Source organism: Marilutibacter maris (assembly GCF_006546735.2).
GTDB lineage: Bacteria > Pseudomonadota > Gammaproteobacteria > Xanthomonadales > Xanthomonadaceae > Marilutibacter > Marilutibacter maris.
Genome location: NZ_VICD02000308.1, coordinates 1 through 14,658, shown reverse-complemented (window position 1 = coordinate 14,658; position 14,658 = coordinate 1). Strand labels below are relative to the sequence as shown.

The 14,658-nt window shown below is 69.4% G+C and carries 12 protein-coding genes; 7 read left to right on the top strand and 5 right to left on the bottom strand.

Translation table 11 applies throughout. The features are described 5' to 3' along the window. Window positions 1-1,255: hypothetical protein (locus tag FKV24_RS19380; RefSeq protein ID WP_170288360.1), on the top strand; the 1,255-nt coding region annotated here is incomplete at its 5' end. Window positions 1,256-1,335: 80 nt separating this feature from the next. Next, entirely contained in the window at window positions 1,336-2,091 is a 756-nt protein-coding gene (locus tag FKV24_RS17375) for a tetratricopeptide repeat protein (protein ID WP_170288359.1), read from the top strand. A 27-nt stretch (window positions 2,092-2,118) separates the two neighbouring features. Here the strand turns inward: FKV24_RS17375 and FKV24_RS17370 are convergent, their stop codons facing one another. Next, complete coding sequence (locus FKV24_RS17370) at window positions 2,119-3,465, bottom strand: glutamate--cysteine ligase (protein ID WP_407067529.1); 1,347 nt, start codon at window positions 3,463-3,465, stop codon at window positions 2,119-2,121. A gap of 358 nt (window positions 3,466-3,823) precedes the next feature. Between FKV24_RS17370 and FKV24_RS17365 the strand changes: the two genes are divergently transcribed. Beyond that, window positions 3,824-4,408: a hypothetical protein gene (locus tag FKV24_RS17365; protein WP_141483275.1), complete on the top strand. Its 585-nt coding sequence runs from the start codon at window positions 3,824-3,826 to the stop codon at window positions 4,406-4,408. Between the two features lie 78 nt (window positions 4,409-4,486). On the opposite strand, the gene yihA is transcribed toward FKV24_RS17365, so the two are convergent. Next, window positions 4,487-5,149, bottom strand: coding sequence for a ribosome biogenesis GTP-binding protein YihA/YsxC (gene yihA, locus FKV24_RS17360; protein ID WP_111268200.1), 663 nt, complete (start codon window positions 5,147-5,149; stop codon window positions 4,487-4,489). A 180-nt stretch (window positions 5,150-5,329) separates the two neighbouring features. Here yihA and FKV24_RS17355 point away from each other — a divergent pair, with 180 nt between their 5' ends. The 4 genes from FKV24_RS17355 (at window position 5,330) to FKV24_RS17340 (ending at window position 8,903) form a co-directional block, all read left to right on the top strand. Then, complete coding sequence (locus tag FKV24_RS17355) at window positions 5,330-6,214, top strand: c-type cytochrome (protein WP_111267705.1); 885 nt, start codon at window positions 5,330-5,332, stop codon at window positions 6,212-6,214. Window positions 6,215-6,395: 181 nt separating this feature from the next. Continuing rightward, the gene (locus FKV24_RS17350) at window positions 6,396-7,058 is read left to right on the top strand and encodes a thiol:disulfide interchange protein DsbA/DsbL (protein WP_141483274.1); all 663 of its coding nucleotides are present in this window, start codon (window positions 6,396-6,398) and stop codon (window positions 7,056-7,058) included. Window positions 7,059-7,219: 161 nt separating this feature from the next. Next, window positions 7,220-8,092, top strand: a complete 873-nt coding sequence (locus tag FKV24_RS17345; RefSeq protein ID WP_111267707.1) for a thiol:disulfide interchange protein DsbA/DsbL — start codon at window positions 7,220-7,222, stop codon at window positions 8,090-8,092. 34 nt (window positions 8,093-8,126) lie between these two features. Next, window positions 8,127-8,903, top strand: coding sequence for an endonuclease/exonuclease/phosphatase family protein (locus FKV24_RS17340; protein WP_111267708.1), 777 nt, complete (start codon window positions 8,127-8,129; stop codon window positions 8,901-8,903). A 417-nt stretch (window positions 8,904-9,320) separates the two neighbouring features. On the opposite strand, the gene FKV24_RS17335 is transcribed toward FKV24_RS17340, so the two are convergent. The 3 genes from FKV24_RS17335 to FKV24_RS17325 form a co-directional block, all read right to left on the bottom strand. Next, window positions 9,321-10,754, bottom strand: coding sequence for a sugar porter family MFS transporter (locus FKV24_RS17335; protein WP_141483273.1), 1,434 nt, complete (start codon window positions 10,752-10,754; stop codon window positions 9,321-9,323). A 269-nt stretch (window positions 10,755-11,023) separates the two neighbouring features. Next, on the bottom strand, window positions 11,024-13,918 hold the full coding sequence (locus tag FKV24_RS17330; RefSeq protein ID WP_141483272.1) for a TonB-dependent receptor plug domain-containing protein: 2,895 nt from the start codon (window positions 13,916-13,918) through the stop codon (window positions 11,024-11,026). A 408-nt stretch (window positions 13,919-14,326) separates the two neighbouring features. Then, a partial coding sequence (locus tag FKV24_RS17325; RefSeq protein ID WP_141483271.1) for a sulfite exporter TauE/SafE family protein occupies window positions 14,327-14,658 on the bottom strand: 332 nt, incomplete at its 5' end.

Here is a 14,658-nt window from a genome sequence, read left to right as displayed (position 1 = left end):
CGCCCTGATCGAGGCCCTGGCCACCCGCTATGCCGACCCGGCGCCGGCGGACCGCGGCGCGCTCGATCGCGCCTATGCCGAGGCCATGGCCGACGCCCACCGCCGCTTTCCGGAGGACGACGACATCGCGACCCTGTACGGCGAGGCGCTGATGGACCTGTCGCCGTGGGCCTACTGGGACGCGGACGGCACCCCGAACGGCGACACGCCGGCGATCCTGGCGGCATTCGAGGGCGTGCTCGCGCGCAACCCACGCCATATCGGCGCCGCCCACTACTACATCCATGCGGTCGAGGCCTCGCCCGAACCCGGACGCGCCGAGCCCTACGCCGACCTGCTCGGCGGACTGGCGCCCGGCTCCGGGCATCTGGTGCACATGCCGGCGCATGTCTACATCCGCGTCGGCCGCTACCACGACGCGACCCTCAGCAACCTGTCCGCGACCACCGCCGACGCCGCCTTCCTGTCGGTATGCCGCGGCAGCAACGGCATCTATCCGCTCGGCTACGTCCCGCACAACTGGCATTTCGCCACCCTGACCGCGGGCCTGCACGGCTCCAGCACCCTGGCCCTGCGGGCGGCCGGACAGACCGCTAGCCGTGCCGACCTGGCGCGCCTGGACGAGATGAACTTCATGCAGCAGTTCGTCGTTGCGCCGCTGCTGACCCGGGTACGGTTCGGGCGCTGGGACGAGATCCTCGCGGTCCCGCCACCGGCCTCGCAGCCCTACCCGACCGCGATCTGGCATTTCGCCCGCGGCATGGCCCACACCCGCCTCGGCGATCACCGGGCGGCGACCGCCGAACTGGACGCGCTGCGCGGCATTGCCGAGGACCCGGCCATGACCACGCTGGTGCTGTGGGACATCAATCCGGCCGACCGCGTGCTCGACGTCGCCGAAGCGATGCTGCGCGGCGAACTCGCACTGGCCTCGGGAGACCGCGACGGCGGGCTGGCCGCGCTGACCGAGGCCGCCGCCGCCGAGAGCCGGCTCAACTACAACGAGCCCTCGGACTGGCCGCTGCCGGTGCGGCCGTACCTGGGCGCCGCCCTGCTGGAGGCCGGCCGTGCCGACGCCGCCGCCGCGACCTATCGAGAAGACCTGCTCGCCTATCCCCACAACGGCTGGTCGCTGCGCGGCCTGGCCGCCGCCGAGCGCGCGCGCGGCGACTCCCGCGCCGCCGCCGAAGCCGAGCGCCGCTTCCGCGACGCCTGGCAATGGGCGGATGTGGCCCTGGAGACCTCGAGATTCTGAGCGCAGCGCGGCGACGCTGGCATTGCCGACGTCGTTCGCCGAAGATGCGCTCCGGTATCCACTGCGAGCGTCTTCCGGTCATGCCCATCGGCATAGGTCTGCACATCGCCATCGCGTTGTTCTTCGCCGTCCACGCGATCCGCAGCGGCCAGGACCGTTACTGGCTGATCATTCTCTTCATGTTCCCGTTGCTGGGCAGCATCGTCTACGCGGTCGCGATCTGGCTGCCGGAGCAGCGCCATTCGCCGCAGGCCCGGGCGCTGCACCGCGGTGTACGCCAGGTGGTCGATCCCGATCGCGAACTGCGCCTGGCGATGACCGCGTTCGAGGACAGCCCGACCACCGAAAGCCGGATGCGGCTCGGCGATGCCCTGCTCGAGACCGGGCGCGCATCGGAGGCGGTACCCCACTACCAGGCCGCGCTGCGTGGCATCCACGCCGACGATCCCGACATCCAGGTCAAGCTCGCCCGCGCCTACCTGGAGTCCGGCCATGCGCCGCAGGCGCGCGAGTTGCTCGACCGGCTGATCGCCCACAAGCCCGATTACCGTTCCGCCGACGGTCACCTGACCTATGCCCGCGCGGTTGCGGCGATGGGGGAGCGCGACAAGGCACGCGAGGAGTTCGAGGCTCTGGTCGACTACAGCAGCAGCTACGAGCCGGTGGCCTGCTATGTCGAGCAATTGGCCGACTGGGGCCAGCACGCACAGGCGAGCGGGATAGGCGAAGCCGCGCTGACGCGCGCCGGACGCCTGCCCGGTTATGCGCGCAAGCTGCAGAAACCCTACCTCGACCGCATCCGCCAGACACTGCGACGGCTGCCTGCCAACGCCTAACGAGCGCCACGACGGCGCCGTCGGCTCTCAGTAGGCGAACTCGCGGAAGAGCGGATCGACGCTGCCGTTCCAGGCGCCGTGGAACAGCTCCAGCTTGCGCTCGGCCGGGGTGATGCCGGCTTCGGCGAACTCCATCAGCGGCTCCAGGTAGACGCTCTCGTCGGCACCACTGGGGTTGACGTTGGCGCGTCGCTTGAGTCCGTGCGCGGAGATCTCCAGCGCGCGCCGGGCCAGGTCGAGCACGCTGCCGCCGCGGAACGGCAGCTTCAGCGCATGCCGCGGCACCCCGTCGCGCAATGCGTGCAGCTCCTCGATGCTGAAGTCGCGGACCAGGTCCCAGGCCGCGTCCAGCGCGGTGGCGTCGTACAGCAGGCCGACCCAGAACGCCGGCAGCGCGCAGATGCGGTTCCATGGCCCCGAGTCGGCACCGCGCATTTCCAGGTACTTCTTCAACCGCACCTCGGGGAACGCGGTGGTGCTGTGGTCGGCCCAGTCGCGCAACAGCGGACGCTGACCCGGGTACGCCGGCAAGCGGCCTTGCAGGAAGTCGCGGAACGACTGCCCGCTGGCATCGATGTAGCGGCCATCGCGGTAGACGAAGTACATCGGCACGTCGAGCAGATAGTCGACGTAACGCTCGTAGCCGAACCCGTCCTCGAACACGAAATCGAGCAGGCCGGTGCGGTCGGGGTCGGTATCGGTCCAGATGTGCGAGCGATAGCTCAGGAAGCCGTTCGGACGCCCCTCGGTGAACGGCGAATCGGCGAACAGCGCGGTGGCGACCGACTGCAACGCCAGCGACACCCGGAACTTCTTCACCATGTCGGCCTCGTCGGCGACATCGAGGTTGACCTGCACGGTGCTGGTGCGGGTCATCATGTCCAGGCCGAGCGAACCGACCTTGGGCATGTACTCGCGCATGATCTTGTAGCGCCCCTTGGGCATCCACGGCATGTCCTCGCGGCGCCACTTGGGCTGGAAGCCCATGCCGAGAAAACCCAGTCCCAACGGCTCGGCGACCGCGCGCACCTCGCGCAGGTGGGTGGTCGCCTCGCGGCAGGTCTGGTGCAGGTTCTGCAGCGGTGCGCCGGACAACTCCAGCTGGCCGGCCGGTTCCAGCGACACCGAGGCACCGTCGCGCGACAGCGCGATCACCCGTTCCGGCTGACCCGGCAAGTGCTCGGTGACCGGCTCCCAGCCGAACTGCACGAGCCCCTTGAGCAGGGCTTCAATGCCACGCTCGCCGTCGAAGGTCGGCGGACGCAGGTCGTCGGTGCGGAAGCCGAACTTTTCGTGCTCGGTGCCGATCGCCCAGTCGACGGCGGCCCGGGTGCCCGTGCTGAGGAATTCGAGCAGATCGTGTCGGCTCTCGATGGCGACATCCTTGGTGTTGCTGGGACCGGACACATGCACCTCGTGGGGCGGAAGGCGCGGGCAGCCGCTACGCGACCGCCACGGATTGGCGAACAGCCGGTACCGCGGCGCGGTGCTCCGGACGACAGCGTCCGCACCCGGTACGGGCACGGACTCTGCGCAGTGTAGCGGGGGGGCCGGATGCGACAAGCGCGGCGCGCAGAACACTGCGGCCCACCAGCGGGAGAACCCCACGCGGCGCTGCCGATGTCCGCTGCCGCCCCCATGCGGGCGCGATGTCGACTGCCGGTATCGGCAGCGGCTTACGTATGTTCCTCCTGCAGCGAACCGACTGCATCCATTCAAGGAGGATCCGCACATGAGTCTTCGCGCTCCGACCGCAGGCGCACTCGCCGCCGCGCTCGCCATCGCCGTACTGGCCCCGCCCGCCCTCGCCGCGCCTCCGCCGGAGGTCGAGGCCGAACAGCCGAACATCGACGCCGCCAGCATCCTCGCCCTCGGTGGCTCGGTGTCGCAACGACTGGCGCAGTCGTTCACCCTCGATCGCGCCGGCGTCGTCAGCCACGTGATGGTGCCGATGAGCTGCCAGCCCAAGGCGATCGTCCAGGTCACCCTCGAGAAGACCAGCGGCGGCAAGCCCAACGGCAGTGTGCTGGCCTATGAAAAGGTGCCCGGCTACGTGTTCACCTCGATTCCGACCCCCGCGATCGGCATGCGCATGATCGAGTTCACCTCGCCGGCAAAACTGGGCCCCGGCCAGTACGCCTTCACCCTGACCGCGAAGGACGGCGACTGCGGCGTCCATCCCGGCCCCAACGGCAGCCACTACGCCGGCGGCCAGGGCTGGTTCATCGCCGACGACAATCCGCCGGGCTGGATCGAGTTGTTCGACGCCGGCGGTGTGCGCGATCTCGCGTTCCAGGTCCATATCCGGCCGTTGTAGGCAAGGTTCGCAACGGCGTCATGCCCCGACGACCCGGCGCGGCGACACCCGCCCCGGGTCCTTGCGCGGCCGGCGCCGCTACATTTCCAGCCAGTCGGCCACCACCTTGCGCGCCTGGTCGACGCCGAGCTTGGCGGCACCGGAGAACACCTGCACGCCGACGCTGTCGCCGTATGCGGACTGCAGCTCCTTGCGCACCGCCTGCATCGCCTTGGCCTGCTGGCCACGACCGAGCTTGTCGGCCTTGGTCAGCAATGCGTGCGCGGGCAGGCCGCGGCTGACCGCGTAGCCGAGCATCTGCCGGTCGTAGTCCTTCAGCGGATGGCGGATGTCCATCACCACGACCAGGCCCTTCAGCGCCATGCGGCTTCCGAAGTAGCCGTCGAGGAATGCCTGCCAGTGCGCCTGCAGGTCCTTAGGCACCTTGGCATAGCCGTAGCCGGGCAGGTCGACCAGATAACGGTCGCTGGTCGGCGGCACATTGAAATAGACCAGTTGCTGGGTGCGCCCGGGCGTCTTGGACACCCGCGCCAGCGCGTTCTGCTGGCACAGCGCGTTGAGGGCGGTCGACTTGCCGGCATTGGAACGCCCGGCGAAGGCGACCTCGAAGCCGCCGTCGGGCGGCAGCTGGGCCGGCGTATGCGCGGCCAGCAGGTACTGGGCACGGGCGAGCGGATTGGCCGCCGGCTTGCCCGCGGTATCGGGCTTGGCGGCGCGCTTGGGATCGGGGGAATGGGCCATGGCCATAGGATCGCACGCCGGGCGTGGCCCTGCCGACGGTCCGCCACGGGGCGACCGGAGAGGCCCCGCAAGCCGGCGCCGTTCAGCCCGCGTTGACCCGCCCACGGCCGCAGACGATAATTCCGAGGTTCCGGCGGAGCACTTGCCCGCCACTTCAGAGAAAGTTCGGAGCCCAGCCTGATGAGCCAAGCCCGCGTCCTCGGCATGATCGGCATCGCCGCCCTGGCGGCCGCTGCCGTTGCCTATGCCCAGACCACGGTCACCCCGATCCCGGAAAGCGAGCCGGTGGAAGCCGCGCCGCTGAACGCCGCCCCCGAGCAGGTCACCTGGGGCGACGCCGATGCGGGCGCGACCAAGGCCGGCACCTGCGCGGCCTGCCACGGTGTCGACGGCAACCCGAGCGATCCGCAGTACCCGCGACTGGCCGGTCAGAACGAGCGCTACCTCGCGCACCAGATCGCCCTGTTCAAGAGCGGCGAGCGCAACACCGGCATGGCCGCGGTGATGAAGCCGTTCGCCGACGCGCTGTCGGCCCAGGACGCCCGCGACATCGGCGCCTACTACGCGACCCAGAAGGCCGGCGCCGGCGTTGCCGACGACAGCGTCGTCGCCAGCGGCCCGAACGAGGGCATGAAGTTCTACGAGGTCGGCGAGAAGCTGTTCCACGGCGGCGACCCGGCCCGCGGCATCCCCGCCTGCATGGCCTGCCACGGGCCCGACGGCGCCGGCAACCCCGGTCCGGCCTACCCGCAGGTGGCCGGCCAGCAGGCCGCCTACACCCAGCGCCGCCTCGAGGAATACCGTGCCGGCGTGACCCAGGAGCGCGATCCGCACCTGTTCAACGTGATGGCGACGGTCGCCAACGCGCTGACCGACGAGGAAATCGGCGCCCTGTCCAGCTACATGCAGGGCCTGCACCCGCGCGCCGACGACTACGTCGCGGCCGATGCACCGGCCACCGCGCTGCCGGCGGCCCCCTCGACCGAGGCGCCCGCCGCGACCGAGCCGGCGCCGGCCGACGACGCACAGCCCGAAACCGAGGCCGGCGACGCCGCCGAGGCCTGACGGCGGGCCGCTCCCGGTGGCCGCGGAACTTCCCGGACACTTCCGGGGTCCGAGCAACGGTTCCGGGTGACGCCGCCAGCAACATCCACGCCGGCCGCCTAGCGGTCGGCGTTTTCGTTTGCGCAGGTCGGCACGCAGCCGGATTTCCAAGCCATTCCGACTACATGACGAGGTCGCCACGATGACTGCACGCCCCGACCGCTCCCTCCTGCCCGCCTGGCTGCTCGCCCTGGCCCTGGCCACGCTCGCGCTGGTGCCCGACGCGGCGAGGGCCGCCGAACCGGCCCTGGTCCCCGGCGTCGACTACGCCGAGATCCACGGCGGCCAGCGCATGGGCCCCAACGACGGCAAGGTCGAGGTGGTCGAGGTGTTCGGCTACTGGTGCCATCACTGCGCCGACTTCGCGCCTATGCTGGAGAAGTGGAAGCACAAGCAGGGGCGCCGCGTGCGGGTCAGCTACCTGCCGTTGCCGCGCAGCCCCAACGATGCGCTGGCGGCCGCCTTCTTCGCCTCACAGGCCGTCGACGGCCTGGCGCGCACCCACGATGCGACATTCCGCGCGATCCACGACGAGGGGCTGCTGCCGCGCAACCCGACCGCCGACGAAGTCGTGACCTTCTATGCCTCCAAGGGCGTCGACGCGACCCGGCTGCGGGGCGCGATGGCCTCGCAGGCGGTGGCCGACCAGGTGTCGGCCGCCCGCGAATTCTCGATCGACAGCGGTGTCGAAGGCACCCCGACCCTGATCGTCAACGGCCGCTACCGGGTCATCGGACGCTCGTTCGAGGACGTGCTGCGGATCGCCGGTGCCCTGGTGAAACGCGAGCTGGCGACCACGCGCTGAGGCGGCCACGCCCCCGCATCGCGTCGCCCCGGGTGCCGACATTGCCCACCCTGCCCTCCCGGCCGTCGCCCACGGCCGGTATCCTTGCCCCACGCTGCGGCGCACGCCATCGTCCACCGATGTCCGCGGGCCGCCCGAACCCCCGTTGTGGAGAACGCCTGATGACCTCCCGGATTTTCAAGACTGGCCTCGCCAAGACCGGCCTGCTGCCGCTGCTGCTGTTCGTCTCCATGCTCGCCGCATGCTCGTCCGAGACCGCCGCCCCGACCGCGGAGGCCGACTCCGCCGCGCCAGCCGCCACCGCACCGGCCGAAACCGCCGCCGCACCGGCCGGCGAAGCCGCTGCCGGCGACGATGCCTCGGCCGAAGCCGGCACCGAGGCCCCCCAGCCGGCGGCCGCCAACGACAACCCGGTAACGCCACCCGAGGGCCCGGCCCCGGTGCTGGGCACCGACTACGCCGAGATTGCCGGCGGCCAACCGTTCGCGCCGGCGATGGGCAAGATCGAAGTGGTCGAGGTATTCGGCTACACCTGCCCGCACTGCGCGCAGTTCGAGCCGATCTTCAAGGCCTGGAAGGCGCGTCAGCCGGCCGACGTCAACGTGGTGCCGCTGGCGGCGCCGTTCGGCGGCTACTGGGAGCCGTATGCGCGCGCCTTCTATGCCGCCGATTCGATGAACCTGCTCGAGAAGACCCATGACGCGATGTTCCGCGCGGTCCACCTCGAGCGCAGCATGCCGACCCCGCCGACCGTGGCCAAGCCGGAAGAGATCGCCGCGTTCTACGTCAAGTTCGGCGCCAATGCCGAACAGTTCGCCGGCACGATGAACAGCTTCTCGGTCAACGCGCGGATGAAGCGCGTGGGCCAGTTCCTGATGCGCAGCGGCGTCGACTCCACCCCGAGCCTGGTCGTCAACGGCAAGTACCGGGTGATCGGCGGCCGCAGCCACGAGGACCAGTTGCGCATCGCCGACCATCTGGTTGCGATGGAGCGCGCGGCCATGAAGCCGGCCGCCAGCGCCGACGGCCAGTAAAGCGCACCACCGGAGCGGCCGCAGTCACGTCGCCATGTCGAAGTCCAGCAACGACCGGCAACGCCTGCGGCTGCTCAGCGCCAACATCCAGGCCGGCTCCAGCACCCGCCGCTACAGCGACTACGCGACCCGCAGCTGGTCGCATGTGCTCCCGGCCGGCAACAAGCGCGGCGCGCTCGATACCATCGCGCGGCTGGCCGGCGAGCACGACATCGTCGGCCTCAACGAGAGCGACCCCGGCAGCCTGCGCTCGGGGTTCACCAACCAGACCCACTACCTCGCCCAGCGCGGCGGCTTCGACTACTGGAGCCACCAGCCCAACCGGCGCGTCGGCGGAGTCGCCTCCAGCGCCAACGGCCTGCTGAGCAAGCTGGAGCCGCTCGAGGTCACCGACCACCCCCTGCCCGGCCGCATCGGCGGACGCGGGGTCCTGCTGGCCCGCTTCGGGGACGGCGATACCGGCCTGCTGGTCGCGGTCGCCCATCTGTCGTTGGGCAGCCAGTCGCGCGCCTCGCAGCTGGCCTTCATCGCCGAGCTGCTGCATGCCCATCCGCACGCGGTGCTGATGGGCGACTTCAACTGCGCCGCCGATCGCCCGGAAATGCAACGGCTGTTCCGCGAGACCCGGCTGCAACCGCCGGCCTGCGAGGTGCCGACCTTCCCGAGCTGGCGCCCACAGCGCGCGATCGACCACATCCTCGCCAGCGACGGACTGGTCTGCGCCGAGGCGATCGCGCTGCCGGCGGCGCTGTCCGACCACCTCGCGCTGTCGATGGAACTGCACATCCCCGGCGAGGCGCTGCGGCGCTGAACGAGGCTGCGGGTATCGACACCCGCAACGGATGCCGGTCGGCATCGGTTGCTCCGATGAGATGCTCGCAGGAGCGGCGTGAGCCGCGATGAAGCTCTCATCGAAGAGTCCGGCCCTGCTGGCCGGCCCCGCGCAGCGCACGGGGCGTTCGCCCAGGGCGCGAGGCAGTGCCTCGCGGCTTCGGGCAGATGCGCGGCCATCCCTGGCGCAAAAGAGCCGGCTTCGGGTCGTCCGGCCCGACCATCCATGGTCGGGCGTTCGCACCCGCAGCAGATGCCGATAGGGCATCGGTCGCTTCGAGAAGATGGCCGCTGCCATCCATAGCGCAAGATCGCGGCGCTCGGAGAGTCCGGCCCTGCCATCCATGGCAGGGCGTTCGCGCGAGGCGCGAGGCAGTGCCTCGCAAGCGCCTCGCGCTCACCCCTCCATCTGTTCGAGTTCGCGGCCGCGGGTTTCGTGGACGAACCGGATCACGAAGAAGATCGAGACCGCCGCGGCGATGGTGTAGAAGCCGTAGGTCGCGGCCAGGCCGATCCCGGCGAGCATGACCGGGAAGGTCATGGTGATCGCGAAGTTCGAGCCCCACTGGAACAGTCCGGCGACCGCCAGGCCCGAGCCGCGGATCTGGTTGGGGAACATCTCGCCGAGCATGACCCACATCACCGGGCCCCACGACAGGTTGAAGAAGATCACGTAGACGTTGGCCGCGACCAGGGCCAGCAGACCCATGTTGTCGCTCAGCGCCAGCTTGCCTTCGCTGTCGAGCGAGCCGGTCGCGAACGCGACCGTGACCAGCCCCAGGCTCACCGCCATGCCCAGCGAGCCGATCCACAACAGCGGCTTGCGGCCGATGCGGTCGATCAGCACCACCGTCAGCAGGCAGGCGCCGATGCTGAGGCCGCCGGACAGCACGTTGATCAGCAGCGCGTCGCTTTCGGAGAAGCCGACCGCCTGCCACAGCACCGCGCCGTAATAGAACACCACGTTGATGCCGACCAGTTGCTGGAAGGTGGCCAGGCCGATGCCGACCCACACGATCGGGCGCACCCGCCCGGTCGCCTTGCCGATCAGGTCGGAGAAGCGCGGGCGATGATGATCCCGGGCCAGGCTGGCCTCGATTTCGTCGAACTTGGCGGCACCGGCGACGCTGCCGTAGAGCCGGGTCAGCACCGCCAGCGCCTGCGGCTTGCGCGCCTTCACCACCAGGAAGCGCGGGCTTTCGGGGATGAACAGCAACAGGACCAGGAACAGCGCGGCCGGCGCGATTTCCATCCAGAACATCCAGCGCCATGCCTCGTGGCCGCCCCAAAGCGGTTCGGTCGAGGTGCCGGCGAACTTCGCCAGCAGGTAATTGCTGATGAACGCGGCGAACAGGCCGCAGATGATCGCGATCTGCTGCACCGTCGCCAGCCGGCCGCGGTAGTGCGCGGCGGAGACCTCGCTGATGTAGGCCGGCGACATCACGCTGGCCGCACCGACCGCGAGGCCGCCGAGGATGCGATAGAAGATGAACTCGGCCGACGATCCGGCCACGCCCGAGCCCCAGGCCGAGACGATGAAGAACACCGCCGCGACGATCAGCAGGGTGCGGCGGCCGTACAGGTCGGCGAGGCGGCCGGCGAAGAACGCGCCGAACGCGCAACCCAGCAACATCGAGGCGACATTGAAACCGGTACCGACCGAGTCGGAATCGAAGGCCCGCTGCAGGCCGTCGACGGTGCCGTTGATCACGCCACTGTCGAAACCGAACAGAAAGCCGCCGATCGTCGCCACCAGGCTGATCAGAAGAATGAAACGGGTGTTCTCGGAGTCCTGCGCCGACGCGGCGGCGACAGAGCTGGGTTGCACCATGGTGATTCCCCGTATTGAAGTCTGCGGTCCGACCCGAGTATGGCCGCTGCAGGTCGCCTGTGCGCGCCCGCGACCGATGTAACGCACATGTAACGCCAGAAAGGCTCGAACACGGCCCGATTGGGCGCCTTGGCATCGCCGTTCGACGCGGCGGCGGTGCACTCCAGGGCCGCACCGGCACCCCGATCAACGCATGCCATCCGGCACCGCCGCAACAAAACGGCCGGTGGTCGCCCACCGGCCGTGGTTTCCAGCACCTTCGACCGCGCTTAGAAGCGGTAGTCGGCGCTGAGGTACCAGAACGAACCCGGCAGGTCGTAGGTCCCCGCGTCGTAGCCGTTCAGCGAGCAGGTCAGGCAGACCGGCGGATCCTTGCCGAACACGTTGTTGACGCCGGCCGACAGCTTCAGGCCTTCCAGCGCGAACGCGTTGCGCCAGCCCAGCTGCAGGTCGTGCACGGTGGTCGACCCCAGGGTGTTGAACTCGACCCCGCCCATGCAGCCCGGCGCCTCGCCGACCGGCACGTTGCTGCAGGCCTCGTCGACCGCGCTGATGTAGCGCGAGGTCCAGTTGACGTTCCAGTCGCCCAGGGTCCAGCCGACCTGCAGATTGGTCTGCCAGTCCGGGATCGCGCTGTCGCTGACCTCGATGCCGACCTCGCGCTGCGACTTGTTGCCGTCGATGTCGATGGCTTCATAGCCGAACACCGTGGTCGCCTGCAGCGAGGCGTTCAGGCGGCCCCAGCCCCACTCCGGTCCGATCCAGTTGACCTTGATGTCGAGGCCGTCGGTCTCGATCGTGCCGAGGTTGTCGAGGAAGTTCTCCGGCGGGTTGAGGTTGCCGCCGGCCTGACGGGTGAAGCCGGCGCAGTTGACGGTGCCGACGCCGCCCTCGCGCAGACAGGTCAGCAGCAGCGCCTGCAGGTCGCGGGCCTGGATCGCGCCGTCGATCTCGTGGTTGTAGTAGCTCAGCTCGAAGTCGAGGCGATCCGACCACGCGCGCCCTTCCGCCCAGCTCGGCGCATAGACCACGCCGAAGGTGTAGCTGTCGGACTCTTCCGGCTCCAGGTTCGGATTGCCGCCGGTGAAGGTGGTGATCTGGGTGTTGGCCTGCTCGAAGTTCGGACCCGCGCCCTGGGCCAGACAGCCGGCGGCCAGGTCAGGCGAGGCCGGGCCGGGATTGCCGGTGGAGCCGCAGGGGTCGACCAGGGTGGCGCCGAACTGGGTCAGGCCGTACAGCTCGCCCAGGTTGGGGGCGCGGAAGCCCTCGGAATAGGTGCCACGCAGCACCAGGTCCTCGATCGGCTGCCAGCGGAAACCGATCTTGCCGGTGGTCGCGTCGCCGAAGGTCGAGTAGTCGGAATAGCGGATCGCCGCGCTGACATCCAGCGTATCCAGCAGCGGGAAGTTGCCCTCGACGTAGACCTCGCTGACGTCGTAGTCCTCCGACACCGCCGCGGCGAAGGAATCCTGCGACTCGCCGCTCTGGCGCAGCGGATCGGGATTGAATTCGCCCTTGTAGTTGCGGTGCTCGAGGCCGGCGGCGAAGCCCGCATAGCGGTCGCCGATCGCGAACAGGTCGCCGGTGATGTTGGCCGAGATCAGGTCCAGGGTCTGCTTGCTGGAGTCGATCTGGGTGGTGCGGATGTAATCGATCATCTCCTGCGTCATCGGACGGCCCTGGCCGCCGAACAGGTCCAGCGGCACGCAGCCGGGCACCTGTGCGCACACCGCCGGGTCGCCCAGCGCCAGCTTCATCTTGGCGACGTTGTAGCCGTTGGTGAAGCGCTGCTCGGCCTTGTTCTCCGAGTGGACCAGGTTGACGTCCCAGTTGTAGCCGTTGCCGACGTTCCACAGGCCGTCCAGGCCGACGTTGAAGTAGATCGTGTCGACGTCCTGCTCGAACCGGCGCGGGCCGACCTCGATCGGGCGCTTGGTGACGAAGCCGAAGTTGCTGTTGGCATCGAGGGTGATGCCGTACGGGTTGTACGGGTTGTCCTCGTGGATGCTGATGGTGTCGGCGATGCCGCCGGTACCGGCGAACGGACCGACGAAGATCGGCTCCGGCGCGGCCTGGTTGACCGAGGTGCGGTTGTTGTACAGCGCCTTGGCGTGCAGGCGCACGTTGTCGCTGATGTCGTAGTTGACGCTGGTGAACAGCGCCTTGCGCTTGCTCGGAGTCAGCAGCAGGTTGAACGGCGCGAAGTTGAAGCGGTCGGCGCCGGTGAAGCCGTGGTAGGTGCCGGCGTCAGGATCGGCCGGATTCCAGACCGGGGAGGTGGTGCCGTCGTCGAGGGTGACGTCGTACCAGAAGTCGGTGGCCGGGTCGCAGAAGCCGACCGAGCCGGCCGGACGCGACGGATCGCAGAAGATCGCGCGGCCCTGCGGCGTGCCGGAGCTGCCGCCGCGCACGCCGGTGCCCGGGGTCGGATAGGCCGACTGCTCCCAGTCGCCCGAGCTGATGCCCTTCTGCTCGTAGTAGCTGGCCGCGAACACCGCGTTGAAGCGCTCGCCGCCGCCGCCGATGGTCAGCGAGGCCTCGGTGGTCTCGCCACCCTTGGAGTACTCGCCGTAGTAGCTGTGGATCTCGGTGCCTTCGAAGTTGCGGCGGGTGATCACGTTGACCACGCCGGCGATCGCGTCGGAACCGTAGATCGACGAGGCGCCGTCCTCCAGCACCTCGATGCGCTCGACGATCGCCAGCGGAATGGTGTTGACGTCGGCGCTGCCGGAGACGCCCGACGCCGAGGATTCGTTGACCCAGCGGATGCCGTCGACCAGGACCAGGACGCGCTTGGAGCCCAGATGGCGGAGGTCGACCTGGGCCGAGCCGGCGCCGATGCCACCGCCGTCGGCCGGATAACCGAAGTTGCCCGAGGAGTTGAACTTGGCGTTGAGCGCCTGGCCGCTGGCGGTCAGCTGCTGGAGGATCTCGCCGACCGTCTGCACACCGGTCTGCTCCAGCTTCTCGCGATTCAGCACGAACACCGGCTGGGCGGTGACGGCGTTGGTCTGCTTGATGCGGGTACCGGTGACGGTAACCGTGTCGAGGGTCTTGGCCTGATCCTGCGTATCCTGCGCGACCGCCATCAGCGGCAGCGTCAGACCGACCAGCAGGGACGCGTGAATCGCGTATGCAAGCGTGTTTCGTCGTTGCGGTTTCATCGAACTCTCTCCCTAAGAACAATGCGGTGGGACCAAACAATCGAATGGCGCGCCGCTCCCCTGTTGCATCCATGCGGCGCACTCCGCTTTGTAAACTTTTTGTAAAGGTGCCACAACAGGCAAAGCGGCAGGGTGCCCTCCGGCATGGTGGGAAATTGAAATCGGCAATGAGAACTGCGTCGCTGTTTTGAGCGGCGACCCACGGTGGCGATTCAAGGGGCGACCTGCGGTAGCGGCCGGCTCCGGGCCTTGTCCAGCAGTGCCGCGAGCCCACGCACGATCGCCCGGCCGAGCGGGCCCGACGCTATCCGTGAACAACGGTCGCCCGCCGACGGTCCCGGAGTGGGAATGCCGAGAAAGAATTCCGGGCGCCGTGGTACGACCGGGCGCGGTGAAGCGCCGCGACGCTCAGCCGCCCAGCAGCAGACTGACGCCGACCAGGACCAGGAAGGCCGCGAATATCCACTTCAGGGTTTCGCCCGACAGACGGTGGGCGAGGCGGGTGCCGAACGGCGCGGCCAGCACCGAAGCCGCCGCCACGCCCAGCGCGGCCGGCAGGTAGACGTAACCCACCGCATGCGCCGGCAGCGCGCCCGGCGGTGCGTGCAGCGCATAGCCGACCGCGCTGGCCATGCCGATGGCGACGCCGCATGCCGACGAGGTGCCGACCGCGCGCACCGGCGCGGTGCCGAGTGCGACCAACAGCGGCACGGTCATGCTGCCGCCGCCGATGCCGACCA

Bases quoted from the DNA above. Each gene is read 5' to 3' on its own strand.
- FKV24_RS17375 (WP_170288359.1), top strand. From the start codon at position 1,336: ATGCCCATCGGCATAGGTCTGCACATCGCCATCGCGTTGTTCTTCGCC.
- FKV24_RS17365 (WP_141483275.1), top strand. From the start codon at position 3,824: ATGAGTCTTCGCGCTCCGACCGCAGGCGCACTCGCCGCCGCGCTCGCC.
- yihA (WP_111268200.1), bottom strand. From the start codon at position 5,149: ATGGCCCATTCCCCCGATCCCAAGCGCGCCGCCAAGCCCGATACCGCG.
- FKV24_RS17355 (WP_111267705.1), top strand. From the start codon at position 5,330: ATGAGCCAAGCCCGCGTCCTCGGCATGATCGGCATCGCCGCCCTGGCG.
- FKV24_RS17350 (WP_141483274.1), top strand. From the start codon at position 6,396: ATGACTGCACGCCCCGACCGCTCCCTCCTGCCCGCCTGGCTGCTCGCC.
- FKV24_RS17345 (WP_111267707.1), top strand. From the start codon at position 7,220: ATGACCTCCCGGATTTTCAAGACTGGCCTCGCCAAGACCGGCCTGCTG.
- FKV24_RS17340 (WP_111267708.1), top strand. From the start codon at position 8,127: ATGTCGAAGTCCAGCAACGACCGGCAACGCCTGCGGCTGCTCAGCGCC.
- FKV24_RS17335 (WP_141483273.1), bottom strand. From the start codon at position 10,754: ATGGTGCAACCCAGCTCTGTCGCCGCCGCGTCGGCGCAGGACTCCGAG.
- FKV24_RS17330 (WP_141483272.1), bottom strand. From the start codon at position 13,918: ATGAAACCGCAACGACGAAACACGCTTGCATACGCGATTCACGCGTCC.